The organism is Amphritea atlantica, from assembly GCF_900111095.1.
In the GTDB taxonomy this organism is placed as follows: domain Bacteria; phylum Pseudomonadota; class Gammaproteobacteria; order Pseudomonadales; family Balneatricaceae; genus Amphritea; species Amphritea atlantica.
Window position 1 is genome coordinate 86,214 of record NZ_FOGB01000005.1, and the last position, 22,212, is coordinate 108,425.

General features: G+C 52.9%; 18 protein-coding genes and 1 riboswitch. Of the genes, 3 read left to right on the forward strand and 15 right to left on the reverse strand.

Annotated features, from left to right (window positions below):
- Window positions 1–2 precede the first annotated feature (2 nt).
- The 6 genes from BMY09_RS10005 to ribB all read right to left on the reverse strand — a co-directional run bounded on the left by BMY09_RS10005 (window position 3) and on the right by ribB (window position 8,188).
- Window positions 3–1,184 (reverse strand): ABC transporter permease, encoded by a 1,182-nt coding sequence (locus BMY09_RS10005; RefSeq protein ID WP_091357394.1) that lies wholly within the window; start codon window positions 1,182–1,184, stop codon window positions 3–5.
- 182 nt (window positions 1,185–1,366) lie between these two features.
- Window positions 1,367–3,424 (reverse strand): ABC transporter substrate-binding protein, encoded by a 2,058-nt coding sequence (locus BMY09_RS10010; protein WP_091357396.1) that lies wholly within the window; start codon window positions 3,422–3,424, stop codon window positions 1,367–1,369.
- Window positions 3,417–4,136 carry an HAD family hydrolase gene (locus BMY09_RS10015; protein WP_091357398.1) on the reverse strand — a complete coding sequence of 240 codons (720 nt, stop codon included), beginning with the start codon at window positions 4,134–4,136 and terminating at the stop codon, window positions 3,417–3,419. The genes BMY09_RS10010 and BMY09_RS10015 overlap by 8 nt, the downstream gene beginning before the upstream one ends.
- A complete protein-coding gene (locus tag BMY09_RS10020; protein ID WP_091357400.1) occupies window positions 4,133–4,981 on the reverse strand; it encodes an alkaline phosphatase family protein in 849 nt (282 codons plus the stop codon). The genes BMY09_RS10015 and BMY09_RS10020 overlap by 4 nt, the downstream gene beginning before the upstream one ends.
- A 298-nt stretch (window positions 4,982–5,279) precedes the next feature.
- On the reverse strand, window positions 5,280–7,139 hold the full coding sequence (locus BMY09_RS10025) for a PHA/PHB synthase family protein (RefSeq protein ID WP_091357402.1): 1,860 nt from the start codon (window positions 7,137–7,139) through the stop codon (window positions 5,280–5,282).
- 392 nt (window positions 7,140–7,531) lie between these two features.
- On the reverse strand, window positions 7,532–8,188 hold the full coding sequence (gene ribB, locus BMY09_RS10030; RefSeq protein WP_091357404.1) for a 3,4-dihydroxy-2-butanone-4-phosphate synthase: 657 nt from the start codon (window positions 8,186–8,188) through the stop codon (window positions 7,532–7,534).
- Between the two features lie 111 nt (window positions 8,189–8,299).
- A riboswitch (FMN riboswitch) is annotated at window positions 8,300–8,459 on the reverse strand.
- Window positions 8,460–8,713: 254 nt separating this feature from the next.
- Here ribB and BMY09_RS10035 point away from each other — a divergent pair.
- On the forward strand, window positions 8,714–10,531 hold the full coding sequence (locus tag BMY09_RS10035; protein ID WP_175483501.1) for an autotransporter domain-containing protein: 1,818 nt from the start codon (window positions 8,714–8,716) through the stop codon (window positions 10,529–10,531).
- Between the two features lie 189 nt (window positions 10,532–10,720).
- On the opposite strand, the gene BMY09_RS10040 is transcribed toward BMY09_RS10035, so the two are convergent.
- The 5 genes from BMY09_RS10040 to BMY09_RS10060 all read right to left on the reverse strand — a co-directional run bounded on the left by BMY09_RS10040 (window position 10,721) and on the right by BMY09_RS10060 (window position 16,151).
- Window positions 10,721–11,512 (reverse strand): CLCA_X family protein, encoded by a 792-nt coding sequence (locus tag BMY09_RS10040; RefSeq protein ID WP_091357409.1) that lies wholly within the window; start codon window positions 11,510–11,512, stop codon window positions 10,721–10,723.
- Window positions 11,513–11,637: 125 nt separating this feature from the next.
- Entirely contained in the window at window positions 11,638–13,962 is a 2,325-nt protein-coding gene (locus tag BMY09_RS10045; protein ID WP_217647421.1) for a bifunctional diguanylate cyclase/phosphodiesterase, read from the reverse strand.
- Window positions 13,963–14,209: 247 nt separating this feature from the next.
- The gene (locus BMY09_RS10050) at window positions 14,210–15,082 is read right to left on the reverse strand and encodes a carbon-nitrogen hydrolase family protein (protein WP_091357411.1); all 873 of its coding nucleotides are present in this window, start codon (window positions 15,080–15,082) and stop codon (window positions 14,210–14,212) included.
- A gap of 67 nt (window positions 15,083–15,149) precedes the next feature.
- Window positions 15,150–15,737, reverse strand: a complete 588-nt coding sequence (locus BMY09_RS10055) for a GNAT family N-acetyltransferase (RefSeq protein ID WP_091357413.1) — start codon at window positions 15,735–15,737, stop codon at window positions 15,150–15,152.
- A 6-nt stretch (window positions 15,738–15,743) separates the two neighbouring features.
- A complete protein-coding gene (locus BMY09_RS10060) occupies window positions 15,744–16,151 on the reverse strand; it encodes a ketosteroid isomerase-related protein (protein ID WP_091357416.1) in 408 nt (135 codons plus the stop codon).
- 284 nt (window positions 16,152–16,435) lie between these two features.
- Here BMY09_RS10060 and chrA point away from each other — a divergent pair, with 284 nt between their 5' ends.
- Window positions 16,436–17,620 carry a chromate efflux transporter gene (chrA, locus tag BMY09_RS10065; RefSeq protein WP_091357417.1) on the forward strand — a complete coding sequence of 395 codons (1,185 nt, stop codon included), beginning with the start codon at window positions 16,436–16,438 and terminating at the stop codon, window positions 17,618–17,620.
- 50 nt (window positions 17,621–17,670) lie between these two features.
- On the opposite strand, the gene BMY09_RS10070 is transcribed toward chrA, so the two are convergent.
- Both BMY09_RS10070 and BMY09_RS10075 read right to left on the reverse strand, forming a co-directional pair.
- Window positions 17,671–18,054, reverse strand: a complete 384-nt coding sequence (locus BMY09_RS10070; RefSeq protein ID WP_091357420.1) for a hypothetical protein — start codon at window positions 18,052–18,054, stop codon at window positions 17,671–17,673.
- Between the two features lie 281 nt (window positions 18,055–18,335).
- Window positions 18,336–19,232: a LysR family transcriptional regulator gene (locus BMY09_RS10075; RefSeq protein WP_091357421.1), complete on the reverse strand. Its 897-nt coding sequence runs from the start codon at window positions 19,230–19,232 to the stop codon at window positions 18,336–18,338.
- A gap of 129 nt (window positions 19,233–19,361) precedes the next feature.
- On the opposite strand from BMY09_RS10075, the gene BMY09_RS10080 reads away from it, so the two are divergent.
- A complete protein-coding gene (locus BMY09_RS10080) occupies window positions 19,362–20,045 on the forward strand; it encodes a DUF4386 domain-containing protein (RefSeq protein WP_175483502.1) in 684 nt (227 codons plus the stop codon).
- Between the two features lie 111 nt (window positions 20,046–20,156).
- Here the strand turns inward: BMY09_RS10080 and phnX are convergent, their stop codons facing one another.
- Together phnX and BMY09_RS10090 are read right to left on the reverse strand one after the other, a co-directional pair.
- On the reverse strand, window positions 20,157–20,996 hold the full coding sequence (gene phnX, locus BMY09_RS10085; protein ID WP_091357426.1) for a phosphonoacetaldehyde hydrolase: 840 nt from the start codon (window positions 20,994–20,996) through the stop codon (window positions 20,157–20,159).
- 40 nt (window positions 20,997–21,036) lie between these two features.
- Window positions 21,037–22,170 (reverse strand): 2-aminoethylphosphonate--pyruvate transaminase, encoded by a 1,134-nt coding sequence (locus BMY09_RS10090; protein WP_091357428.1) that lies wholly within the window; start codon window positions 22,168–22,170, stop codon window positions 21,037–21,039.
- Window positions 22,171–22,212 lie beyond the last annotated feature (42 nt).

A 22,212-nucleotide genomic window follows, 5' to 3' on the forward strand; every position in this document is an offset into this window, starting at 1 on the left:
CATCAGTTCCCCAACACACTCTTACGCACCCGCGGGTCGATTGCCGCCAGCACCACATCAGTTAAAAAGTTCATACTGATCACCACCAGCGCCACCAGAAACAGAATACCGGCCGCCAGCTCCTGATCATTCGTCATGGAGAGTGCTTCGATCAGCAACGCAGCGGAATCGGTCAGGCCGATCACCACCGCCACAATCGGCAGATCGTTAAACACCCGCTGAAAGTCAAAGCCGATGGAGTTAAACAGTGGACTGATAGAGTGACGCACCGGATAACCGGCCCAGAGAGCAACCCCGTCCACCCCCCGGGCGCGGGCGGCATCGACATAGAGCTTATTGGACTCATCCACCACCAGCGCACGCACCGTTTGCAGCTGCAACGCAGTGGCCGACCAGCCGATAACGAAGATAGGCAACCAGATATGGCCAAGAAAATCATACAGTTTACCGGTCTCAAAACCGTTAACACCAAACCAGGGTACGCCGGCCCACTGGTCGGAAAACAGCCCGGTGGGCATCGGCTCACCGGCAAACACGTACAGCAGAATAATAGTCAGTGCTAACAGGAAGTTGGGCAGTGCCAGGCCCAGATAGCTGATAATACGCAATAGCAGATCCACCACTTTTTGCAGGCTGAGAATCGCCGTGCCGAGCAGCTGTTCGGCTTTGCTATGTTGCGGATTCTTATCCGTCCAGGATTTATTAATGGTGAAAGCCGACAGAATGCCAAACGGCACCGCGATCAGATAGGCAAACACCAGCCCGGCGATACAGAACATAAAGCTCATCCAGAAACGGTTGCCCAGCGCCAGATTCACCGACTGCCGCTTGGCACAGCTGAACCCCAGGTCGCCCCGCAGGGTCAGGTTCGTGACCCAGCGGCCCCAGCGTTCTGGCAGCGATTTATCCAGCCCCATGCGCACCCGTTCCGCCTGAATATCCGCCTGGGTGATGGTCTCCCCCTGGGTGTTTTTATAGGCGATATACTTCTCGGCACAGTCTCCCGGCAACACCTCCATCAGCGAAAACACAATACCACTGACCAGCAGCAGGGTTGCCAGTGCCATCAGGTATCGGTTAAACACATAGTGAAAATACTGGCTGTCACGACCGCTCCACCAGAGCAGCCCACCGACGCTGAGAAGAATCCACAGCAACCAGGTATCCGATAAGAATTGCATCATTTCAATAAGACTCCTTGCTGAGCTTACTAACCCTATTTCCAGGTCTGATTATCTGAACCCGGGTTTACAGACCTGAGAATTGGGTTAGTAAACGACTACCCAAAAAAACGATCATCATTAATCGCTGCTATAACGGCTAAAAGGGAGAGGCCCCGCCCCTCCCTTTTCTGATTCACTCAGGTTTATTGCTGAGCGACACCTTCATCGCTCAGGAACCACTGTGATGGCAGGTATGGATACATGCGATAGAACTCATACGAGGAGGTCTTCGGCACTTCAAAGTTTTTCAGTGTATTGCTGTAATAGACAGGAGAAACCGCTTTTACCGTACCGATGATAAACAGGTCATCAACCACCCGGTCGGCGATCTGGCGGCCCACTTTGTTGGACTCTTCGGTACCCGCTTTCAGGGTCACGAAGCGATCCGTCAGTGCCTTCATCTGCGCAACAGTCGCAGGTGGTGCCACACCTTCAGCACCGTTTGTGTCCAGATACTGAGACCACAGCATACCGGTACGCAGATCGAAGAAACTGCCATACGGTGGCACCAGGGTTTCGGTATTACTGGCGATATTCGCCAGCGGACGGCCCATCACCCAGCTCAGTACACTCAGGTCGTTAGCGGTTTGAGAGTTACGGTATTCATCTGAAGTCACTTCCTTGATGGTGGTTTTCACCCCCACATCGCTCCAGCTTTTCGCCACGATCTCAACTACTTCAGAGGGCGTCCCCTGAGTGGCATACTGGATGTTCAGTTCAAACTTCTTGCCGGATGGCAGATCACGCAGACCATCGCCGTCTTTATCCACAACACCGGCTTTGTCCAGCAGTTCAGCGGCCAGTTTAGGGTCATACTGAATCCAGCTGTTTTTCTGCTTGTCAGTGATAAACGGCGTGGTGTCAGCGTCAAACCCGGTGTACTGGGTGGGTGTGCCCAGACCGAAATAGGCGATCTCATTGATCTGATTACGGTCCATGGCAACCGACATCGCCCGACGGAAGTTAACGTCGTTAAACACCGCCCGCTTCTCGATATCTTTATCAGTCAGGTTGAAGGCAAAGGTGGTCTGAGCAATGGTCGGACGCAGTGCCACAGAATATTTGCCCTGCTCTTTGTTTTCCAGCAGCACTGGCGCCTGTGGCAGGTTAACCGCCTGGGCTTTATAGTCCACATCACCAGAGATCAGCTTAGCGGTCTGAATATCCTCATCACCGATATAGACTTCGTTGATCTCATTGATATAGGGCAGTTGATTACCCGCAGTATCCACCTGGAAGAAGTAGGGGTTAGCCACCAGGTGACGTTTTTCCAGGGTATCTTCAACCACCAGATGCGACTCAAGGGTCGGCATAATCGCGGTGTAGCCTGCTTTAACCAGGCGCTCAGTGGCGGCTTTATCTTTCAGCAGCGGCGTCGGGATATCTTTCCAGTCAGACTGACCGTAATAGAAGTTAACCAGCGCATAGCCATCGTCGAATCCCAGTGACTTCGCCAGTTTATCGGCATCCTTGTTAAACGCTGGGTGGAATTTTTCCAGCAGATGCTTGGGCAAAAATGGCTGGGCATAGTCCTGAGCGAAGTTATCCAGATAACCGGGCGCCGGCTCATTCATGGTGAACTGCACGGTGGTATCATCCAGGGCTTCAACCTTGACCGGCTTACCAGCGGAAAGGAAGCGATCCTTTGGCTTTTCAATCACATGGCTATCCATCAGGATATTGTTGTACCAGAAGGCGATATCTGCGGCGGTGAACGGCGCACCATCAGACCACTTATGGCCTTTACGCAGATTCACTTTCAGTACCGTAAAATCAGCATTCCACTCCCAGGACTTAGCGACCTCAGGTACAACCGTCGCCAGATCATCGCTGAAACGTACCAGGTTTACATGGCGTACAGAGAGCAGATCGGAGGTGCCGGATTCAGTCGCTTTGGAGATACCATCCAGTACACCGCCATACACACCGATGCTCTGGTAAGGGGCAATCACTAATGGCTCCTGCGGCAGGCGCTGGGCCAGGGGTAACAGTTTAGGGTTACCGGCTATGCGACTATTGAGTTGACTGATCGCAGGGTTTTCACTGAAACTCAGTGTGCAGCCCTGCTGGCTTTCAAATTCCGCTTTTTCAAACAGGTGAGGATAGGCACCACCCGCGTCGGGTCCGGTAACCGCCGGGCAGACAGCCAGTGCGTTACCCGCCATCAGTGCCATAGCACCTGCGATGAAAAGTTTAGACATGGTTTTGCTCCTGTCGTGATAAGGGTTGATCGTGGGTTGGGTTAGCGTGGTTGATCTTCGGCGCAGTCCATTGCAGCACTGGCCAGTTGCGCTGGCGGGCTATCGCCAGCAGCGCGGTGTCGGGGTTAGCCGCCACCGGGTGTTCGACCTGCTCAAGCAGCGGCAGATCGTTGATTGAATCACTGTAAAACAGCGCGCCGTCGAGGGATTCCTGTTGCTCCGCCAGCCAGTTATGCAGGCGGGTCACCTTACCTTCGCGAAAGGTCGGCACACCACGGACATCACCGGTATAAAAGTTATTCTCGGTCTGTAGCTGAATCGCCAGCAGATCACTGACCCCCAGCTGTGCTGCCACCGCCCTGACAATAAACTCGGAAGTGGCGGAGATAATCAGCGGCCGCAGCCCCTGCTGTTGATAATCCGCCAGCAATTGTTGTGCTTCGGGATAGATGCGAGGCGCGATATAGCGTTCAACAAAGCGCGGCATCAGCGCGTCAATCTGATCGACAGACAGATGCTTCACCGGCTCAATCAGAAAACGGATGTAGTCAGCCAACACCAGGGTCTGGGCGTGGTAGCGCTCCATCATCAGCGCATCCTGTTGCAGAAAGTCTGCCGCAGCGATCCCCTCATCCACGAGAAACTGGCAGAACAGAGTGCAGCTGTCACCGGCTAACAGGGTTTCATCCAGATCAAAGATCGCCAGGGTCATCGGTTCAGCCCTTGATTAAGCTCTTTGTTCAGCCCCTTGTTCAGCAGTGCAGTCGCGACCGGCTTCTGGTGGCCTTCAATCCCCAGCAATTCACACAGAGTGCCACACAGTTCCAACTGGCGCGGTGCGGCATCAGGGTCATGGGAGAAGCCATCACCGATCACATAGAGAGGCACATCCCGCTCTTCTGCCAGCGTACCGCCATGGCTTTTATCCCCATTCATACCGTGATCGGCGGTAATCAGAATCTGGTAACCCGCATCGATCCAGGTCAGCAGGTATTCAGAGAGATACGTATCGGAGTGGCGGGCGGTATTACGATAGTGAGCACTATCTAACCCGGCCCGGTGACCGGCATCGTCGATATTCATCGGATGCACTAAGAGAAAATCAGGGTCATGTTTACTACGCAGCCATTCGGCATCGAGGTAAAGATGGCTATCCGGGTAGCTGTCCTGATGATAAAAAATCCCATACTGAATCAGTTGCTCGGGATCATCGGTAAAACGGTCTCGCAGCGCATCGTAGGGGCTGCGGTTATACAGCTCACTCACCCAATGATAGGCCGCCGCCGCGGTGCTCAGTCCGGCACGGCGGGCCAGGCTGAAAATACTCTGCTGATTGGAATTACGGATAATATGGTTGTGGACAATACCGCTATCGGTGGGTGCGACACCGGTCAGAATAGCCTCATACAACGGCCGTGACATCGACGGCAGTTCAGACTGCAGTTTATACAGCGTTGCCCTGCCTTGCTCGACTAACCCCTGAGTAAACCCCATACACTGCTGCGAGGTCTCATAGGCAAGACCATCCAGCACCACCAGTATCACTTTGTTCGACATATCTTCAACCTGACCCGAATTTCACATCATGGGCCAGAAGCTTACGGAGGAATTGTGAACCCCAGAGGACAGACAAAAGATATTTTTATTACAACCCTATAGAAACGGTTGCAAGACAAAGTTTTAGTTATGCATTTAAGTAATGAGTCGCGTTGAAAAAGACCGTTGAGCGCCCTTACTGAAAGGCAGTCGTACGCAGAAAAAGCAAACTAAACCGATAGCAGATGCTATCTGGCAGCAGAAACAAGGTAGCGGCGTCTGAGTGACCCCATCAGCCGCTAAGGTAGAGCCTGAGCGATTACTGCATCAGGACATATTCACCCGGCGCATCATGCAGCACAGGATAACCCTTATCCGGTGCACCGGTTTGCGGCGGTTTGATCTCGCCTTCGGAGTGCTGTCTCAGCCAGGTCTGCCATTGCGGCCACCATGATCCCTCCTGGGAGGGAGTGCGTTCACTCCACTCTTGAGGCGAAACATACTGATCCGTGCTTTTCATGGTTTCGATCTGATAATGGCGGTGTGGATGCCCCGGTTCACTGACAATACCGGCATTATGGCCACCACTGGTCAGCAGGAAGGTGACATCGGTGTCGGTGAGCAGCTTGATTTTGTACACCGAGCGCCAGGGAGCCACATGGTCACGCTGCGTCCCCACGGCAAACACCGGCACCCGGATATCGGTGAGGGCAATGGGCCGTCCATCAACGATATAATGCCCTTCCGCCAGATCGTTGTTGAGAAACAGATCGCGCAGATATTCGCTGTGCATCTTATAAGGCATGCGGGTGGCATCGGCGTTCCAGGCCATCATATCATTCGGTGGCGTACGCTTACCGAGCAGATAGTTCTCGATCATCCGCGACCAGATCAGATCACGGGAACGCAGCAGCTGAAACGCGCCGACCATCTGATGGCGGTCGAGATAGCCCTTGTCCCACATACTGTCTTCCAGCCACGCAAGCTGATCTTCGTCGATAAACATCAGCAACTCGCCCGCTTCCTCAAAGTCGACCTGAGCGGCAAACAGGGTGATGCTTTTCAGCCGGTCATCGCCCTCCCGCGCCATTGCTGCGGCAGCGATGGACAGCAGTGTGCCGCCAAGACAGTAACCGACAGCATGAACCTTCTGTTGCGGCACGATGGCATTAATCGCCGCAAGCGAATCCATAATCCCCTGCTCACGGTAATCCCCGTTGCCCAGTTCACGGTCTTCAGCCCCGGGATTTCGCCAGGAGATCATAAATACCGTATGCCCCTGATCCACCAGATACTTCACCAGAGAGTTTTCCGGAGAAAGATCAAGGATGTAATATTTCATAATCCAGGCGGGGACAATCAGCACCGGCTCAGCGTACACATCCGCCGTTGCCGGGGCATACTGAATCAGCTCGATCAGATGATTCTGATACACTACCTTGCCCTGCGTCACCGCGATATTGCGACCAACCTCAAACGCTTCCATGCCAACAGCAGGCTTCTTCTCGACTGAACGCTGCCAGTCCTCGATAAAGTTACGGGCCCCCTGATAAAAATTAAGCCCCCCCTGCTCCTGCGTCGCTTGCTGAATGCGTGGATTGGTCAGAGGGAAATTGAGTGGTGACCACATATCCAGCAGCTGCCGGGCGATAAACGGACGGATGGCGGCGTGGTGCTGTGTCATCCCGCGAACATCAGTGGCTTCATCCCACCAGCGCTCGGCTTGCAGGAACGCCTGCTGGTAAAAATTATAAGGCCACTGCTGCCACGCCTCATCATCAAAGCGCTGGTCCTGAGGCAATGGCTCAACACCGCTCTCCGATGGGTTCTCTGCCAGCTCCGGCCCCAGAGCCTGACATACGGCAAAACGGGCAAGAAACTTCATCTTCTCGGCCGCACTTTGAGCCAGCAAAGCCTGTTTACCGGGAGAGAGGGCCAGATGGCTGATCCAATCCATATAGGTTAAACCCAGAGCGACCGGCGATACCCCGTACACCTTCCCCAGCACCGCATGCATGATGCGGTCGATCTCCGGCACATCATCGGTCGTCTCAGAAAACGATGGCAACTTATGATGTGGACCGATAAAAGAGGGTTCTGCCTGCTGCGCTTGCGATGACGCAGCGACTGCTTCGTTGTCTGGTTTCAGATCTGGCGTTGTTTTTAATGTCAATGACATGTTGAACTCCTGTTCTTCTGGCCGTCCAGCATCTGAACAGCCCCTATCCTCAAGGCATTACGGACGGCGGGTATCAGCATGTTGGCAGCCCACGGGGAGCCTCAGCTAATCTGTATGACTACTGACAACCGGCTTCCGTTCCATCCTGCGCCGCAACCACTGTTCACTGATAAACATAGTCGTCTTACAGCTGCGCTGTCTATGACTCAAATCCAGATTTTCCCGAATCGATGATAACCCGGATACAGAGGGTAAAAAACCGCAAACAAGGGAACTGTCAAAGGCAGTAAGATAACCCTATCCGGGCTGGAATACCCTTTGAAAGTGGTGCGTCATGCCGGAGAGGTGGGCAGGAAACAGGCAGAGGAGACCCTCTGCCATTCAGGTGCCTGTCAGGCCTGCTTTTGTTGGTATTGCTGGTGATACTGGACAATATCTTCGATGGTCAATACCGGCATCTGATGAAGGTGGGCAAAAGCAACGATCTCAGGGGTTTTGGCCATGCTACCATCGGGGTTGGTCAGTTCGCAGAGAACCCCCGCCGGTGCTAACCCTGCCATCTGCATCAGGTCTACCGTGCCTTCAGTATGACCGCGGCGGGTTAAAACGCCCCCCGGACGCGCACGCAGGGGAAAGATATGCCCTGGACGGGCAAGATCGCTGGGTTTGGCGTCGGCACAAATAGCGGTTTGGATGGTGGTCACCCGGTCCTGAGCCGAGACGCCGGTGGTGACCCCTTGCCGCGCTTCAATTGACACCGTAAAAGCAGTCTGATTCTGACTATTGTTGACAGTCACCATCGGAGGCAACTCCAGTTGATCGGCCTGAGCATCCGTCAGGCACAGGCAGACAATTCCACTGCCTTCACGGATCATCAGCGCCATCTGCGAGGAGGTAAGACTTTCTGCGGCATAAATGATATCCCCTTCATTCTCGCGGTCTTCATCGTCTAAAAGCAGTACGCCCTGACCATGTCGAAGGGCTTCAAGGGCGCGTTCAACACGCAGAACAGGGTTACCGAATTCGGTAAGTAAAGAAAACTGATTCATGGTTTAGCTCCTAAAATTTAACCAGAATCAGGGCTGTTTTTGAGGGATTAAAAGCAACACCAAACAAAAATGGGCAGACGTAATTACGCCCACCCGGTATCTGATGTGTTTATTCATTCTCTCTCATCCGGACTATCACCGTCGGCTCTGGCATTGGACCAGATCTGCTGACCTCGACGAATCGAGCGCTCGTGGGCTTACCTGGTGACTGTCTGTACGCAGCACCCTGTCTACCACCGGTGGGGAATTGCACCCCGCCCTGAGAATTTTAATCACAAAGTTATAATCATCGGCAACGATTGCCGACTAAGCACCACTACTCAGTAAGTTACCAAGTCAGCGACGCTGATGATCATGTTAATTCCATATAATGCAGAGGTGAAGCAGAATCTGACGACAAACATTCACGCGTGACTTGATTTGCCACACATTCTTGCGCTTTTTGCCATTGCGATGGAAGGTGGTTTTGCTTAAGTTCATATGTCCTTTTCTTACTCATAGAGAATAATAAGCATGGAAGGCAAAATGACTCATAAAACAGTTCTTTCCTCCCTGATAACAGTGCTAATGGCGTCTCAGATTCAGGCGGCGGATTTCAGTAATACCTACTATTTTGGCGATAGTCTCACCGACTCGGGCTCATTTCTACCGCTTCTGCAGATGGTCGACCCGACGTATACCGGGGCCGCTAAATTCACCACCAACCCAGGCCCCGTCTGGTCTGAACTGCTCGCAGGTCAGTATGGGGTAACGCTGAGCCCTGCCAACCAGGGCGGCACTAACTATGCGGAGGGCGGTGCCCGCATTAGCGGAACCCCTGGCATTGGTGCGGCACCTGCCAGTGGCGCAACACCGATTACCACACAGGTGCAAAATTACCTGAGCGCTAATGGCGGTGTTGCTGATCCCAATGCCCTGTACACACTCTGGGGTGGTGCCAATGATATCTTCTGGATCGCTGGCGGCGGGGTGCTTCCGGCTGACATCACCAGTTATATCACGACCACAACCGGTGAGCAGGTACAGGCACTAGCCGCACTGAAAGCGGCAGGGGCACGTTATCTGCTGGTGCCAACCCTTCCCGATATCGGCGCAACACCCTTTGGTGTGTCTCAGGGGGCCGCCGGTGCCGCCAGCCTGACCGCCCTTTCTGAGGGTTATAACAGTGTTTTACTGGCTACCCTGCAGGCGAGTGGTATCGAGGTGATACCGGTCGACATGTTTACGTTGCTTAACGAGGTTTCGGCGCAACCTGGGCTCTATGGTTTTGCCAATGTCACGACGCCTGCTTGCGGTGCAACGGCCTCGCTGCTCTGTGTTGAAGGTACGGGAGGGTATGCTAGCGGAACTGACCAGACATTCCTCTATGCTGACGGTGTGCATCCAACCAGTGGCGGTCACCAGATTATCAGTGATTACGTGCAGAGCATTCTCACCGCGCCGGCCTTTGCTGAAGGCATAGGCCGTGCCGTTCACTACCAACAGCTTGCCCTGATGGATGCGATTGACGGACGTCTGGCACAATCCTTTCTGCAAGCAGAAGACAGTACCGACCTCTGGGTTATCGGAGAGGGCGGTACGGGCAACGCCGAACTTGAGGGCAGCCGGGCCTCTGTCGGGGCAGGTATTACCCAACGTAATGCCGATCACAGTTTCGGCTTTGGTTTTCATGTCAGCCGTGACGATGTTGACCTGTCGGGTGGCTCTGTCGAGACGCAAGCCCGATCCTTCAGTCTGTACAGTGGCTGGCAACGTTCCCAATGGCAGTGGCAGACCAGTATTGTCGTCACCAAAGGTGACTACGACACCCGTCGTAAGGTTGATCTTGGACCAGCGACACGCACCGTTAAAGGCAGCACCGAAGGAACACAGATCAGTATGCAACTGGGCGTAAACTACCTGTTTGGCAGTGACTCCCTGAGTCATGGCCCCATTGCACGACTGGGCTATCAACTGCAGGATCTGTCTGGATTCACCGAAGAGAGCTCAACCGGCAGTGCCACGGCGATGAAATATGACAGCCAGACCCGTAATCAATTCACCGGCAGTCTGGGCTGGCAATTGCAGTCAACACAAGGGCGCTGGCAACCTTTCGCTGCGGCAGTCTGGACACAGAGTTTCGGTAACGATCCAGACCCGGTCTCAGTTGCGCTGACCAACATGCCGAACAACCGCTTTAGTCTGCCATCAGTCAGCGAGGATGACAGTTATGGTCAGATTACGCTGGGCATCAATGGCCAGATTTCACAACAAACGTCACTGAGTGGCCGCGTTGTGCAGATGGTCGCCAACAATAATAGCGAAGATACACGCCTGAGCCTGGCGCTTAACTTTAGTTTCTAAACTAAAAGGAAAAAGCGAGAGATTTATGTCGTGAAGCGTTCTGCTAACGATACACGAGAGGAGGAGGCTACGATGAGTCGGCTCCTCTCTGTGTTCTCTGTGCTCTCTGTGGTGATATTTGAGATCATTCAGTCGCTGCTATGACCAACATCTGTGCTCAGCGAAAACCCTAATACGCTTCCCTGCTCCTTAGTCAGCATTGCTGCGAATCTCCCGATTCAATGCTGCCCCCAGGCGATTAAAGTAACGCTGAAACGCCGCATTGATACGCTGCCGCTGCTCGCCTTGCGGATAGAGGCCGTGCCGGGCTTCAGCTGTCGCTTTCGTCCCGGAGACCAGAAAATTATTGGCTATAGCGGCATCCTGAACAAAGGCTTCAAATGCCCGGGCGCACAGTTCTTCAGCCTGACTGTAGTAAACCTGATTCATCTCCCTGTCGATCTTAACGGATGCCTCAAACAGCTCACTGGGGGACTCACCGTCCTCATCTAACATAATATTTTTGAAACAGGCGTACAGGTCATCATTCAATGGATGAACCACCGGCGTCGCATCTGACAACCAGGCTTTTGACGCAAACATCCCTGTCGGAGCATCAGCAAACGCCGTACCGCCCAGGTAGTGATCCAGCGCATGAAACCACTCATGGGCAATACTGCCCGGCCCGGCATTTTTAGCCAGCGAGAAGCAACGGGTGGATGGCTGATAATGCGCCGCGACACCGGGACGCCCACCAATCCCATACTGCAAAGACAGGGTGCCACGCAGGGATATCAGCGTCTCGGGACTGTTTAAGATGGTCATCAGATCAACCAGAGCATCATAAAACAGTCCGGCTGCCCTTTCCTGCTCCGGCTGCGTCACCCAGCGACCAATACCGATGGTTCTGAAATCAAAACGTTTTCTGACATCGAGAAAGGTAACGGACTGCCCCTGTCGGACAACGGGGCCATGGCGATAAAATTCACGGGATAAAGTCATAACTGCAGGAATACCATAAAAACCGCTTCCAGGAAAAAAGCACCGCTATATTGTTGATAATCTATCTGACCGATAACGGCAGGTGCCACCTTCACATAAACGACATACACCCCGTTAATCCGACGTTATTGAATGGGGCATGCTTCAACACTCTGTCGTAAACGCTGCTCAATCTCCGCTGCGGACATCGGTTTGCCGAAAAAGAACCCCTGCATCTGCTGACAATGGTGCTGTAACAAAAATGCGGACTGCTCTTTGGTTTCCACCCCTTCCGCAATCAGTTCCATTTTTAAGCTTTTGGCGATCCCAATGATCACTTCAGTGATTGCGGCATCATCCTCTCTTTCAGGGATCCCCCGGATAAAGGACTGATCGATCTTGATCTTATCGAAGGGCAGGTTTTTCAGGTAAGCCAGGCTGGAGTAGCCCGTACCAAAATCGTCTACCGAGAGTCGCACCCCCTGTTTACGCAACTCATTGAGGATGCGGACAATTCTCTGAGTATCGCGGATCAGCGCGCTTTCGGTAATTTCCAGTTCCAGGTATTCAGCCGGCAGGCGATATTGGCGAAGCGTGGCCATCACCTTATCGACAAAATCGGGCTGGCGCAGCTGCACCGCTGAAATATTCACCGCCATGGTCAGTTCTGGCAGACCGAGATCGAGCCAGTGCCGTGTCTGAAAACAGGCCTGATTTAAAACCCAGTCGCCGATGCCATTAATGATTCCGCTTTCTTCAGCTGCGGGTATAAACTGGGCCGGGGATATCTCCCCCTGTTGCGGATGGTGCCAGCGGATTAAAGCTTCGACGCCAGTAATCTGTCCACTGGCGCCGTCAACCTGCGGTTGATAGAGCAACACAAACTCCTGATGCTCCAGCGCAGTGTGCAGATTTTTATCCAGGGTAACGCGATTAAGCACCCGGGCATTCATCTCCTCAGTAAAGAAATGAAAGCCTCGGCCACCTTCAGCTTTAGCCTGATACATGGCGGTGTCCGCGTTCTTCAGCAGTGTGACAATATCGGGTCCATCCTGTGGATAAACACTGATACCGATACTCGCCGTTACCCGTAGTTCGTGCTCATTGACCTCGAAGGGTGGATCAAGCTCTTCGATCAGTCGTTGCGCCGTTTCTGCCACCTGGGTCAGGTTGGCATAACCCCGCAACAGAACGGCAAACTCATCCCCTCCCTGACGACTTATCGTATCCTGATTCGTCAGCCCTTGCCGCAAACGTTCCGCCACCTGAACCAACAGTTTGTCACCCACCGCATGACCAAGGGTGTCATTAATATCCTTGAAGTGGTCCAGATCAATAAACATCAGCACCAGATCCGCCCGGCGACCTTTTGTATCAGCCAGTGCAGTCGCCATCCGCTCTTCCAGAAGAGCCCGGTTTGGCAAGTCAGTCAGTGGATCATGTCCGGCAAGATGACGCATACGTTGCAGTGTTACTTCGTAAGCCGAGGTCATTCGTCCCGCCAGCGCCAGTGCCGAATCGTAACTGCGGAGCCAGACAATAATCCAGCCCAGCAACACCCCTCCCAGCACGACGATGCCGACAATACTCCAGACTAGCTGTTGGTGCCAGGCAGACAACTGATCGCTTTTTGTATGACCGATAATCAGATAGAGGGGATAGGGGCCGACCTTACGCACCATATAACTTCGTTCGACATTATCCACTGCAGAGATAGTCGTGTACTGGGTATCGCTGGCACCACTCGCCATAAAATCACGTAACAGAGGGCTCTTGATAGGTTTACCCAACTGGTCCTCTTTTACGGGGAAGCGGGCCAGCATGCGCGACTTTCCATCGACCAGAGTCACGCTGTACGATTTTCCCAGATTGAGAGACTCATAAAAGTTTTCGAAGAACTCGGCTCGCACAGCTGCCTGAATAAGCCCCGCAAACCCACCCTTGTCATCATTGATGCGCCGACTGACAGTAACCACCCAGTTATGGGTGATACGGGCAAACAACGGTTCAGAGATGATTAATTCGCCGTTGGGATCGGCACGATTACGTAAAAAATATTTGCGATCACTGATGGTCGCGGAATGGAGAACACCACTGGCATCGTAGATAAATCGCCCCTGAGCATCCGCCACACGAAGACTCTGAGACTCACCGATCAACGCAAGGTGAGATGCCAGTATCTGATTTATCACGGAGGGTTCCGGGCGGAGGTTTGCTGGCGTTCCGGTGAGTTTTTGCTGCACTGAGAGCAGTACTGTATCGATCTTTTTGAGGGTGGCGTCAGCCTGACTCTCTAATACCTTCACCAGGCTCGTCTGCTGAGTCAGTACCGTTTCTAACTCCCGCTCTCTGGCATGATACAGGCTAAGGGAGATCAGCACGATGTAACTGACAAAGGCAAAAACAGCAAACGCTATAATTGCCGCACGCCGCCGCCATTCAGTGCGGGAGTAACGAAGAGGCTTGTTCACAGAGACACCAACGCAGCCTAACTAAAAGAATGACCATTCTATGACATTCTCACAGTATAAAACCAGTCAGCTGTATATCCTGCTTTTTTTCACGCTAATAATTTGTTTTTAATCAAGAAAAGTGATGTTTAACCGGACCGACCCGGGCTGTTTCTGAAGCCGACCGTTCAGAGCAAATTCACTACCCCGGTACGCTTAGTGCCTCCGGTGTAAACATCTCCTTTCACTAAGGCATAAGCCTCCAGGCTCATTTCGATTTCAGCCCCTTCTGCTTGTCCCAGTCCCGATAGTTAAACACCTGCCCCTCTGCCCGTACCCGTGCGATTGATTCCAGATCCAGCCCGGCATAGATCCACTCCGCCCGGTCTGACGAGCCTTCGACCAGAATGCCGTTATCGGGAAAACCGTAATCTACCGGGGTGTAGATGCTGGCCCGACCGGTGTTGACATCAACCGCCTCTGACCAATCCGCCCGGCCAAAGGTGGGGGATTGCAGCACATAACACTGATTCTCCAGAGCACGAGCCTGACAGCCGATCCGTACCCGGTGGAAACCGGCTTCAGTATCGGTACAGCTGGGCACCAGTATCAGATTAGCCCCGGCTTCGACCTGTTGACGGGCGATCATGGGGAACTCAGAGTCGTAACAGATATTGATGCCCAGTGGGCCGATATCAGACTCTATTATTTTGATTTCACTACCTGCCGCCACCCGCCACTGTTCATTTTCGAAGCGGGTCATGATCAGTTTGTCCTGATAACCGATCAGGCCATCCGGACCATAAAGGTTAGCACGGTTGCGAAACGAGCCATCCGGTTGCTGCACAGGGAAAGAGCTCGCTAAGATCATCAGATCAAACTGCCGCGCCAGTTCGATATGCAACGCCTGCCATTGCGGATAAAGGGACTGCATCGCGTCCAGCTGACCATGAAGATCGTTGTAAACCGTTTTACCCAACAACGATGGCAGCTCCATACTGCCATATTCCGGGAACAGCAGGAGTTTCGCCCGGTTATCAGCCGCACTTCTCACCCAGTGGGTTAACTTGTCAGAAAAATCTGGCCATTGCGTAAAAAAGCCGATGTCGTACTGAGAGACTGCTACTTTGACGTTTTTCATCCACTGTTTCCGATTCTGTCTGCACAGGCTGATAGTGACTGATCGTCTGGCTCAGATCCTGTCAGGATTATAGCCGCTTCATCCAAAAGGTCATCGGCTTGGGCGATTCATGGGTTTCGCCCAACTCTTTCCAACTGAAAGTAGTGCTCAGCTCCGGGTGTTTACGGTAACCCCGTTTACGCCAGAAATCATCAAGCGGCACATAACCCGCAGGACGGGCCGGATGGTCATCAGGACGTTGTACGCCGCAAAAACAGCATAAGTCAAAGCCGCCAACGTCATGGGCATGAGCCTCCCGCTGCTGAAAAAACTCAACCCCCGCGCCCTGCCCCCGATAAGCGGAGAGCAGCACCGATTCGCCACAATAAAATACCCTGTCGAGATCAAAACCGGCCTCGATAAAGGGGCGTTGTACTTCCGGGGTTTCATGTTTCAGGGGGATACCGGTTGAAGCCCCTGACACCCTACCCCCATCAAGCGCTAACACGATGACACTGTCGGGCGCCTGAATATAGGTTTGCAGGTAACGCTCTTCGTACGCCAGATCGCCATCGTAGAGATAGGGCCAGTCGCGAAATACCCGGATGCGCAGTTGCGCCAGTTCAGGAAGATAGCGGGTTAACGCCTCACCTGAGAGTCGCTTAAATCTCAACATCGCCGATCAGCCTGACACCTGGGCGATCCAGTCTTGCAGATTGTAGTAGTTGGTCACCCTGGCAACCAGGCCATCGCGGATATCAAAGAAAGCACCAGCAGGCAGGTTATATCGCTGTCCGTTTGCTTCAGGCAGCCCCTCATCAGTCGAAAGGTATTCACCCAATACAGTGAACTCAACGGCAGCACGATCACCAGTCTCATTGGTGGTGATGGAGATATTAACGATCTCCTCTTTGTAATGGGCATTCATGCGATCCATGAACTGAGCAAAAGCGGTTTTCCCCACTTCCCGGCCCCCCTGATTGATATCATGAACCACATCATCGGTGAGCAGGGCTAAAAATGCAGACATATCCTGACGGTTAAAAGCTGCGTAGTAATCGGTTAATAGTTGTACAGTTGCCTGATTCATAATGTCCTATCCAACGTCGCCATAGATCAGCGATCTATAAAAAGTCTGCTCGCGCCATTCTAGTACACAAGCGATCTCATTCAATTACTTAAAAGGAGGTATGCCGTTTAATTGCGCTGGCTGAAGCATATTACTTGCACTGGCAAAAAACGCCTTGTCTCACAGCGACCCGGAAACCAGCCAAAACGAAAAAAGTGGCGTATCAGCCGATCACATCAATCCACTTATCGCTGTAACAATGCTGTCAGATAATGGCGCTTATTTGCTGATCTATCCGGAATATGATGAACGCTTTAACGATCTTTAAACAGTTTTTCCTGCTCGGCTGGATAAGCTTTGGCGGCCCCGCCGCTCATATTGGTTATTTTCGCACCACCTTTGTGACAAAACTCAGCTGGCTCAGCGATACCGAGTACGCTCAACTGGTCGCCCTGAGTCAGTTTCTGCCCGGACCCGGTTCCAGTCAGGTGGGCTTTGCCGTGGGTTATCACCGCGGCGGACTGATCGGCGCGTTAGCCGCCTTTACAGGATTCACCCTGCCATCGGTCCTGCTGATGCTGGCGCTGGCAGTGCTGAGCAGCTCTCTGACTGACAACGCGCTGTTTCAGGGTGTGATCCATGGCCTTAAACTGCTGGCAGTAGTAGTCGTGGCAGATGCCACCCTGGGGATGGTCAGAAGCTTCTGTCAGCGAAAGCTGACCGCAGCCATCGCGGTGATCTGCGCCTCGGTGATGCTGACCATCCCCGGTTTATGGAGCCAGATCGCTGTGCTGCTGGCGGCGGCAATGGTCGGCCTGATCGGGTTGAAACCCCACCCGGTCGATTTAGCATCAGATAGCACAGAGCGGGTTGGCAACAGGTCGGAAAAAGCCGCAGCAAAGCAAGTACATTTTTCGCTGATTCTCTTTGTAATTCTGTTAACCGGGCTGCCACTGCTGGCACCATTCAGCCCCTCGGTTCAGCTCTTTTCTGACTTTTATCAGGCCGGCAGTCTGGTATTTGGCGGTGGTCATGTGGTGCTGCCACTGCTGCAAAATATCGTCGGTGACCAGCTCAGCAGCGATAGCTTTATCACCGGTTACGCCGCTGCTCAGGCGGTGCCCGGACCGATGTTCACGCTGGCCACCTATCTGGGCTATCAGTTGCTTCCTTCGGCTCACATCACGGGAGCCCTGCTGGCCACTGCCGGCGTTTTTCTGCCTGGTTTTCTGCTGCTTCTGGGAGTGTTAAAAAACTGGCAGGTACTGGCCGCAAAGCCCATCCTGAACGGTGCAGTAAGTGGCGTTAACGCGGCAGTTGTGGGTCTGCTGCTCAGCGCACTCTATCAACCGGTCTTTATCACTGCGGTCAATAACTCTGTCGACGTTGCCCTGATGATCTGTGGTTTCTTCCTGCTGAGAACCTTAAAACTACCGATTGTGGGGTTAGTGGCGCTGGCGATCATGACCGGTATTTTGCAGCCGTTATAACAAAAAAGCCCCCATCATTACTGATGGAGGCTTTTTAAAAACAGCTTAGATTATTCAGCGGCTTTAGCAGGTGCTTTGGCCGGCGCTTTAGCAACAGGAGCAGGAGCAGCAGCTTTCTGACCAGCCGTCAGGATAGCCTGAACTTCAGCAAAGTAAGCTTTGGTGCTTTCAGTTGCAGCCAGTGCTTCAGCCTGAAGCGCTTCAAGCTTAGCCTTAGCTTCTTCAGACTTGTAAGTCACAAAAGAGGTGAAAGCTTCAACATCTTTAATTTCAGCGAAGGCTTTGAAATCAGCCTGAGCCTGAGCAATCTGTTGTTCAATCGCAGCTTTCTGAGCTTCGAATGCCTTAGTAAAGGTCGCTGTGTTTAGTTCGATCAGCTTCTGAACAGGAGCGCCAAAAGCAGAGAAGTCAGCAGCAGGAATAGTCTGGAACATGATGTATACCTATATTAGGATTTTAGTCGATGGAGTGATGGTACAGTGCGCCATGCTGCAGTGCAACAATTATCTTATGACTTATTATTAATATTCTGTTAATTACTTAAATTAAAAGAGGATATATAGATATTTATCTTTTGTGCAAATGCTAAATATTGAGTAATTACATGTTCTTAGCAGGCGTTGTCACACTTGTTTTTGCTCTGGGAAAAATGAGAATAAATGCGCGGTGATTAGCGCTGTAACGATTAACACAACTGTAATGAATCTCAGACATTTCAGCTGGACAGCATCTCGGCTAACAGATCAAACACCTTTCTGACCCGCAGGCTGGTATGCAGTTCACGATGACAGACCAGCCACAGGGGCAGCACCATCGGCGGCCCGAATGATTCAAATGCGCGTACGAACGCGGGTTCCCTATCACCGATTGGCTGAGGAAACAATCCTAATCCCAGGTGCCGTTTCACCAACTCCCATTGCAGCAGTTGTGACAGGGTTGTCACCCTGATGTTCTCAGCGGAAAGCGACCAGCCATGACCAGTGCTGTTGAGCAACTCCTGTAACCGGTGGTTCTGTTCAAAACCGATGATCTGGATATTGTTTAACTGATGGACAGAGGTAACGCCGCTATAGGGTGCCAGGTATTTTGCTGTGCCGTATAGCCAGATAGGGTCTTCCCGCAATTTGCGCACAATCAGATCCGGTTGCGTGGGACGAAAACTTCGCAGGGCGATATCCGCCTCCCGCTGTTTCAGATTAGCCACCTCATGGGACACTTGCAGATTCAGCGTGATACCCGGCAACTCGCTACGTACCCGTTCGATCACCTCAGGCAGCAGAAACACCGCTTCGAGTTCGCTCACGGCGACGGTCACCGTGCCCTGCAGGGTTTGCGACTGACCCGATGCCGCCAGTGATAAGCGGCTGGCAGCCTCGCCCATCGCCTGCACATGAGCTACCAGTCCGAGTCCGGCGTCCGTCAGCTTCAGGCCCTGCCCCACCCGCTCAAACAGTGTAACGCCTAACTCAGACTCCAGCGCCGCCACCTGTCTTCCCAGTGTCGGCTGCGTCAGCCCAAGGGCACGCGCACCGGCTGACAAAGACCCCTCTTCCACGGTGACCAGAAATGCCCGCGCTCTGTTCCAGTCAAAATTCACTGTTTTCCAGTCCACACCATTCCCCCCTACAACAACCTATACAAATATGCATAAATAGTAGACGTTTTTTGCCGATTTAGCCTGCATAAATACGCAGATAAACTGATCCCAACATTAAATATTCCCTTAAATTGGATCATGACAATGAACACCGTAAACGAAATCCGTCTGGCTCGTCTGGCGGGCTGCCTCTATCTGCTGCTGATTCCGATGGGGGTATTTGGCATTATGTATATCCCGGAGTTTATTACGGTTGCCGGCGATAACAGCGCAACGCTCGCGAATCTTACCGATCACGCAACCACAATACGGCTGAGCATTCTCTGCGCTTTCGCGATTCAGCTTACCCAGCTGTTTCTGGTGATCGCACTCTATTATCTGCTGCGTCCTTATGGCGTGATCGCTGCCCGGTTTATGGTGCTGTTCACACTGGTCACCATCCCCATTGCGCTGCTCAATGAACTCAGCCATATCACCGCGCTGCTGCTACCTGAGTCCGACCTGCTCCGTGGAGTATTCAACCCACAACAACTGAATGCGCTCACCCTGTTCCTGCTGGAGCTACACCGGCAGGGTATCATGATCGCGCATATCTTCTGGGGACTGTGGTTAATACCGATGGGCTATCTGGTGTACCGCTGCGGGTTCCTGCCAAAAATCATCGGCGTGTTACTGATTATTGCCGGGATCGGTTACTGCCTCGACACGGTCACATTCTTCGCGTTTGCCACTGACCGTTATCTGATCGCCCAATATACCTTTCCCGGAGAAGTGCTACTGCCGCTAACGCTGCTATGGCGAGCTTATAAAGCGAAACAAACAGTGTAATACATCTTTTCTCAGTGATCTCTGTGTCCTCTGTGGTAATCATCTCTTCCGATTTTTACCTAAAAGCGATAAACCACAGAGAACACTGAGGACACCGAGAAAAAGCAGAGATCAGGGCTTTTCTCCGGCCACCAGACGGATTTCGATCTCTTCCAGCACCGGAATCAGATCAGCGATGCTGTCGATCACATAGTGGGCACCGGCACGGTTGAAGCGGTCATAGGCTTTAGTACGCAACGTCTCCCGCTGGTCTTCAGTGAGTGCACTCCACTGTTCCAGACTCATACCCACTTCGTTGCCGCTGATCGCCACGCCAACCGTCCACATACCGGCGTTCAGGCCTTCATCGATACCGGTAAGGGTATCGTCGATCTTGACGCAAGCGGCGAGATTTTTTACTCCCAGTTCAATCGCGTTCATCATCGCCATATAGGGATAGGGACGGCCTTTAGGCACCTGTGTAGCACAGACATTCGACTGTGGTGAATAGCCCTGCTCCGAAGCACGCGCCAGCAAGCCCTCAATCATAATATCGGCATAGCCGGTATTGGCTCCGATCTTGATGCCATGCGTTTCAGCCCAGGCGACAACCTCTGTCAGCCCGGGAATCAGCACTGCGGTTTCGGCAATGGCGGCGATCTGCAGAGGCACAAACTCGTTATACATACGGTCGATATCGGCTTCCGTCGGTATTTCGCCCTTCGCCTCAAGCCAGGCCGCGCGGATACGCGGATGGTTACACAGCTGGCGGATATGTTCCCGTTTCTCGGTGCCCATCGGTCCCCGGGCTTCAGTTTCAGAGATGGGCACGCCCTGACAGGCAAACAGCCCCTGAAATGCACGAATCGGTGCCATCGAACCAAAGTCGACGGTAGTGCCTGCCCAATCCATAATAATCGCTTGTAAAGACCTTGCGTCTGTTCCGCTATATTGACCTTCGTAACGGTGCATTGTTCTCTCCCGGCAGTCATTTCGACCCGCCAACATCAAGTTAAGGGTTTGGATTGCCATCATCGATCTGCATCTCATCGAGCACCGCAGACACTGCCTCCAGCAGACCATCGATCTGCTCATCAAACAGCTGGCCAATGCAGCCCAGCCGGAAACTTTCGGCCTGGGTCAGTTTGCCCGGATAGATAATGTAGTGACGGGCTTTTAGCAGATCGTAGAAACGCTGAAAGCTGAAATTTGTATGCCCTGGTGCAAAAAAGGTGACAATGATGGGGGATAACCATTCATCCGCCAGCAGGGTTTTAAATCCAAGCTGGCGCATCCCCGCCACCAGCCGTTGCTGATTACGCCGATAGCGGACAAAACGACCAGCAACGCCACCCTCCTGCTGGTGCTCTTTCAACGCCTGAATAAAGGCCGCTACCACATGCGTTGGCGGAGTAAAGCGCCACTGACCTGTTTTCTCCAGATACTGCCACTGATCGTACAGGTCCAGACTCAGCGAGTGCGCATGGGTGGCACAGTGCTGAAGCACCGTTTTACGGATCAGCGCAAAACCAAACCCTGGCACCCCTTCAAAACATTTATTGGCGGAGGAGATAATGGCGTCGAAGCGAACCCGGCTGCTATGGATGTCGATTGCGCCAAAGGCACTCATCGAGTCGATGATCAGTCCCCGGCCATGCTGCTCAACCACTTCAGCGATCTCCGCGACAGGATTAAGAATGCCCGAACTGGTTTCACAGTGCACCAGCAATACATGGGTTATCCCCCGGTCCTGCTCAAGAATAGCGGCCACCTCTGCCCCACGGGGAGGTTCATAATCGCCTTTATCCAGAACAACATAGTCACGGGCCATATAGTCGAGAATTTTCGTCATCCGCTGACCATAAGCGCCATTAACCAGCACCAGCGCTTTACCCTGCCGGGGGATCAGAGTGCCCAGCGTTGCTTCTACAGCAAAGGTGCCACTGCCCTGCACCGGTACACAGACAAAGGCATCCTGATCATCAACAAAACTTATCAACTGATCACAGACCGCTTTGGTCAGCGCCCGAAAGTCACCGTCCCAGGAGCCCCAGTCGTGCAACATCGCCTGTTTAACGACCATGCTGGTGTTGATGGGACCGGGGGTTAGCAGCCAGGGCTGAGGATTCTTTTGTGGTTGATTCATATTCACTCCCGCAACATCAGAGCACTCTCTGAAGGTTTTCAA

Bases quoted from the DNA above. Each gene is read 5' to 3' on its own strand.
- BMY09_RS10005 (WP_091357394.1), bottom strand. From the start codon at position 1,184: ATGATGCAATTCTTATCGGATACCTGGTTGCTGTGGATTCTTCTCAGC.
- BMY09_RS10010 (WP_091357396.1), bottom strand. From the start codon at position 3,424: ATGTCTAAACTTTTCATCGCAGGTGCTATGGCACTGATGGCGGGTAAC.
- BMY09_RS10015 (WP_091357398.1), bottom strand. From the start codon at position 4,136: ATGACCCTGGCGATCTTTGATCTGGATGAAACCCTGTTAGCCGGTGAC.
- BMY09_RS10020 (WP_091357400.1), bottom strand. From the start codon at position 4,981: ATGTCGAACAAAGTGATACTGGTGGTGCTGGATGGTCTTGCCTATGAG.
- BMY09_RS10025 (WP_091357402.1), bottom strand. From the start codon at position 7,139: ATGTCATTGACATTAAAAACAACGCCAGATCTGAAACCAGACAACGAA.
- ribB (WP_091357404.1), bottom strand. From the start codon at position 8,188: ATGAATCAGTTTTCTTTACTTACCGAATTCGGTAACCCTGTTCTGCGT.
- BMY09_RS10035 (WP_175483501.1), top strand. From the start codon at position 8,714: ATGACTCATAAAACAGTTCTTTCCTCCCTGATAACAGTGCTAATGGCG.
- BMY09_RS10040 (WP_091357409.1), bottom strand. From the start codon at position 11,512: ATGACTTTATCCCGTGAATTTTATCGCCATGGCCCCGTTGTCCGACAG.
- BMY09_RS10050 (WP_091357411.1), bottom strand. From the start codon at position 15,082: ATGAAAAACGTCAAAGTAGCAGTCTCTCAGTACGACATCGGCTTTTTT.
- BMY09_RS10055 (WP_091357413.1), bottom strand. From the start codon at position 15,737: ATGTTGAGATTTAAGCGACTCTCAGGTGAGGCGTTAACCCGCTATCTT.
- BMY09_RS10060 (WP_091357416.1), bottom strand. From the start codon at position 16,151: ATGAATCAGGCAACTGTACAACTATTAACCGATTACTACGCAGCTTTT.
- chrA (WP_091357417.1), top strand. From the start codon at position 16,436: ATGAACGCTTTAACGATCTTTAAACAGTTTTTCCTGCTCGGCTGGATA.
- BMY09_RS10070 (WP_091357420.1), bottom strand. From the start codon at position 18,054: ATGTTCCAGACTATTCCTGCTGCTGACTTCTCTGCTTTTGGCGCTCCT.
- BMY09_RS10080 (WP_175483502.1), top strand. From the start codon at position 19,362: ATGAACACCGTAAACGAAATCCGTCTGGCTCGTCTGGCGGGCTGCCTC.
- phnX (WP_091357426.1), bottom strand. From the start codon at position 20,996: ATGCACCGTTACGAAGGTCAATATAGCGGAACAGACGCAAGGTCTTTA.
- BMY09_RS10090 (WP_091357428.1), bottom strand. From the start codon at position 22,170: ATGAATCAACCACAAAAGAATCCTCAGCCCTGGCTGCTAACCCCCGGT.